We start from the raw sequence: 3,211 nt of genomic DNA, 5'->3' as shown, positions 1-3,211 counted from the left end.
CACGGGGTGCACCCGCCGTGTGTCCTCGCGGGAAACACCTCGACGATTCCCATCGCCCACACCGCGGGCTGCACTGTCACGGAGACGAACACCCCGGCGCACCCCAGTGCGCTGGTCCTTCGCGAGCGGAACTCACCGCACTGGGCGCGCGACTGGCCACGTTTTCCGGTGCCGGACACCTACAACCCCGGATGGACCGTCGTCGTGCGTCCATGACGGCCGGCTGTGCGGCTCAGGGCCGGCAGGGCGGTGCAGCAACTCCACGTGCGGCATCAAAGTACGGCTGGAGTACTGGTGATCTGAGTCGGAGATTCGTCGTTGGTTCGGTATGAGTCGTCCAGGTCCGAGGATTCCGCCGTTGTCGGTGACCGATGCCCAGCGGGCTGTGCTGGAGGGCTGGGTGCACCGCCGCATGACGGCTCAGGCGCTGGCCCAGCGGTCGCGGACCGTCCTGGAATGCGCCGACGGGCACTCGATCATGGAAGTGTCACGCCGATTGCGGATCAGTCCGGACACGGTCCGCACCTGGCGAAGGCGATTCCTCGAACGCGGCCTGGACTGCCCGTCCGACGAGCCACGGCCCGGCGTCCCGCGAAAGATCACCGACGCGAATGTCGAGCGGGTCATCGTCAAGACGCTGGAGGAGAAGCCGAAGAACGCCACCCACTGGTGGGCCAGGTCCATGGCAGCGGCCACGGGCATGTCGCAGTCGGCCATCTCCCGGATCCGGCTGGCCTTCACGCTCGCCCCGCACCGCAGAAGGCGTTGGCGCTCTGCGTGGACGAGAAGTCGCAGATCCAGACCCTCGACCGGCCGTGGCGTTCAAGAAGTTCCTGGCCAAGCTCGACAAGGAAGTCCCCGCCGACCTCGACGTCCACCTCATCCTCGACAACTACGTCACCCACAAGACGCCCATCATCAAGAAGTGGCTGCTGGTCCACCCACGCTTCCGTCTCCACGTCACGCGCACAAGCTCTTCCTGGCTGAACCTGGTGGAGCGGTGGTTCGCCGATCTGACGCAGAAGAAGCTCAAGCGCGGTGTCCACCGCTCCGTCCAGGCCCTCGAACGCGACATCCGGAACTGGCTCGCCGACTGGAATGACAACCCAAGGCCCTTCGGCTGGACGAAGACCCCCGACGAGATCCTCGACAAAGTCGCCGCATACTGCCGACGAATCTCTGACTCAGGTCACTAGGACTTGTCCGGCCGATCACGTTCGCAGCCATGCGCTGTTGAACGGTGCATCAACTAACGGGAGTAATTGTCAAGAGCTGTGGATCAGCTGACTGGTGATCAGGCTGAGCTGGTCTCGGGGTCGCTCGTCCAAGAGGCCGTTCTCGAATCGCCCGGCAAGCGTCGAATTGCCCGAGCCGCTGGTGCTGTCGTTTCCTATGAGTGCGAGAGGCTTGGCCTGGGTGAGCTCACCGATCCGGCGGTGCCGTGCGATGCGGCCGATCATCCCTCTCGTCGACCAGCTGGGGCGCACCGCGCTCTCGGGGCTCCGGCGTGGCCATCCCCGCCCGTACGAGCCCGAGGATCTCCTCGTCGCTCAGGCCGAGTTCGCGCGATGCGCTGACCAGGGTGTCCACGAAGGTGAGGAGGCGGGCGCGGGCCGACGTGCCCTGGTTATCCAGGACGACCGCGCCGCGCCCACGGCGGAGCTCGATCATGCCCTCGTTGCGGAGGCGCTGGTAGCCGCGGAGAACCGTGTGGATGTTGACGTCGAGGGACTCAGCGAGCGCGCGGGCGGAGGGGAGGCGGTCGCCGGGGGCGACCTCGCCGTCGGCGATCGCGCGCCGGACCCGCGCGGCGATCTGGTCGCCGAGCGGGGTGGCGGAGCCGGTGTCGACCCGGATGAGCATGTCAGTGCCTCACGGTGGTGCGGAGCAGGGAGTTGAGGAGGGCTGCGGCCGTCGCGGAGTCGTCGACGGTGACGGCGAATTCGCGACCGCTGGTGCGCCGTACTACCAAGGCCTCACCGGAGCGCACCACTACACCAGTGGCGTCGGGGCGGATGCGGTAGCCCCAGCCACCGAAGTCCGCAGCCGGGCGGATGTCGCGGCTCACGGCCAGGTCCATCTCGGCGAGCGGGACCCGGGTGCGGGGCCATGGTGCCACGGCGGGCGACACGGTCAGGCCGCGCGGGCCGGCGGTGACCTGGATTCGGGAGGCGCCGAGCACGAGCAGCCCGAGGATCAGGAGCGGTACGGCGACCGCCCATCCCACGGGCGGGAGCAGTACACAGCCGACGGCAGCCATCAGCAGGCCGAGGAGTTGGGCAGGGCGGGAGGAGACGGTGCGGGTCCAGCCCGCGATCTCGCCCTCGGCGAGGGCGGGGCCGAGGACGGGGGCGTCCCCGGCGGTCGACAGCCGCCCGCTGTCGGGCAGGCGCAGCGCCCGCGCGGTCAGCCACCCCGCCCCGGCCGCACCCGCGCCCGCCGCCGCGGCGGCGGCCATGTGCCACAGCGGCATCCTGGTGGCGGTGGCGTTCCCGCCTGCGTCGGCGTTCACGAGCAGCACCGAGGCAAGGGCCCCGCCGAGCAGCCCGGCGAGCCCGTACCCAACGGTGAGCGCCCAGCGGGTGAACGCTCCGCGGGCCGCGCAGATCCCGGTGAACAGCGCGCCGGTCCCGGCGAGCGCCCCGACGCAGGCGGCCAGGAACCAGGAGGTGCTGGTGAAGCGGTCGGGTGTGGTGCCCGGGAAGTGGGTGGCGAGCGGGTCGGGCAGCCGGTCACGCACGGCGGCGAACAGGGTCAGGTCGGCGATGAGTGCGACGGTGAACGGAAGTGCGGCCAGCGCGGCAAGGGTGCCGCGTCCTGTGGAGCGAGTCATTTTTACCCCCTTGTTCGCATCACAGTAGAACAACTTTCGGAGATGGTGCCAGTGTGTCGCTCACCGGCTTCGGGGGCAGGCGCCCGAGCAATTGGTGAAATCTGCAGGTCAGTTGAGGTTGTTCAGGCTGCGTGAACTTCGGGGTGTTCAATCATCTGACCGCGCTCGAAGCGGGCGCCGGCCCGTACCAGGGCGGACCAGGTGGGGTGCGTTCACGGCCCGCCAGCGGGCCTGGGCGGACTCGACCAGCTTGAACACCATGGCCAGGGCTGCGGCCGCGCTGCCCCCCGTTATGTTCTTCGCGGTCCTGCAAGAGGGCCGCTGGCCTCCGGGTCCGGCATGACTGTGTCCCCCTGTCGAACGGATGACCTGGGGGGT

General features: G+C 69.1%; 2 protein-coding genes and 3 pseudogenes. 2 read left to right on the top strand and 3 right to left on the bottom strand.

Features of this window, described 5'->3' with window-relative positions; genetic code table 11:
- Both ACIBNA_RS44950 and ACIBNA_RS44945 read left to right on the top strand, forming a co-directional pair.
- Nucleotides 1–216: pseudogene (locus ACIBNA_RS44950) on the top strand (hypothetical protein); the annotation flags it as partial.
- 112 nt (nucleotides 217–328) lie between these two features.
- Nucleotides 329–1,196 (top strand): annotated as a pseudogene (locus ACIBNA_RS44945) (helix-turn-helix domain-containing protein).
- A gap of 226 nt (nucleotides 1,197–1,422) precedes the next feature.
- Here the strand turns inward: ACIBNA_RS44945 and ACIBNA_RS44940 are convergent.
- From ACIBNA_RS44940 to ACIBNA_RS44930, 3 genes and pseudogenes are all read right to left on the bottom strand, one after another.
- Nucleotides 1,423–1,863, bottom strand: coding sequence for a GntR family transcriptional regulator (locus ACIBNA_RS44940; RefSeq protein WP_399171277.1), 441 nt, complete (start codon nucleotides 1,861–1,863; stop codon nucleotides 1,423–1,425).
- A gap of 1 nt (nucleotide 1,864) precedes the next feature.
- Nucleotides 1,865–2,833 carry a DUF1648 domain-containing protein gene (locus ACIBNA_RS44935; RefSeq protein WP_399171276.1) on the bottom strand — a complete coding sequence of 323 codons (969 nt, stop codon included), beginning with the start codon at nucleotides 2,831–2,833 and terminating at the stop codon, nucleotides 1,865–1,867.
- 122 nt (nucleotides 2,834–2,955) lie between these two features.
- Nucleotides 2,956–3,118, bottom strand: a pseudogene (locus tag ACIBNA_RS44930) (IS256 family transposase); the annotation flags it as partial.
- Nucleotides 3,119–3,211: the final 93 nt, after the last annotated feature.

The organism is Streptomyces sp. NPDC050164 (assembly GCF_044459945.1).
Classification (GTDB): domain Bacteria; phylum Actinomycetota; class Actinomycetes; order Streptomycetales; family Streptomycetaceae; genus Streptomyces; species Streptomyces coeruleorubidus_A.
This window is presented reverse-complemented; position numbering and strand designations above follow the sequence as displayed.

Bases quoted from the DNA above. Each gene is read 5' to 3' on its own strand.
- ACIBNA_RS44940 (WP_399171277.1), bottom strand. From the start codon at position 1,863: ATGCTCATCCGGGTCGACACCGGCTCCGCCACCCCGCTCGGCGACCAG.
- ACIBNA_RS44935 (WP_399171276.1), bottom strand. From the start codon at position 2,833: ATGACTCGCTCCACAGGACGCGGCACCCTTGCCGCGCTGGCCGCACTT.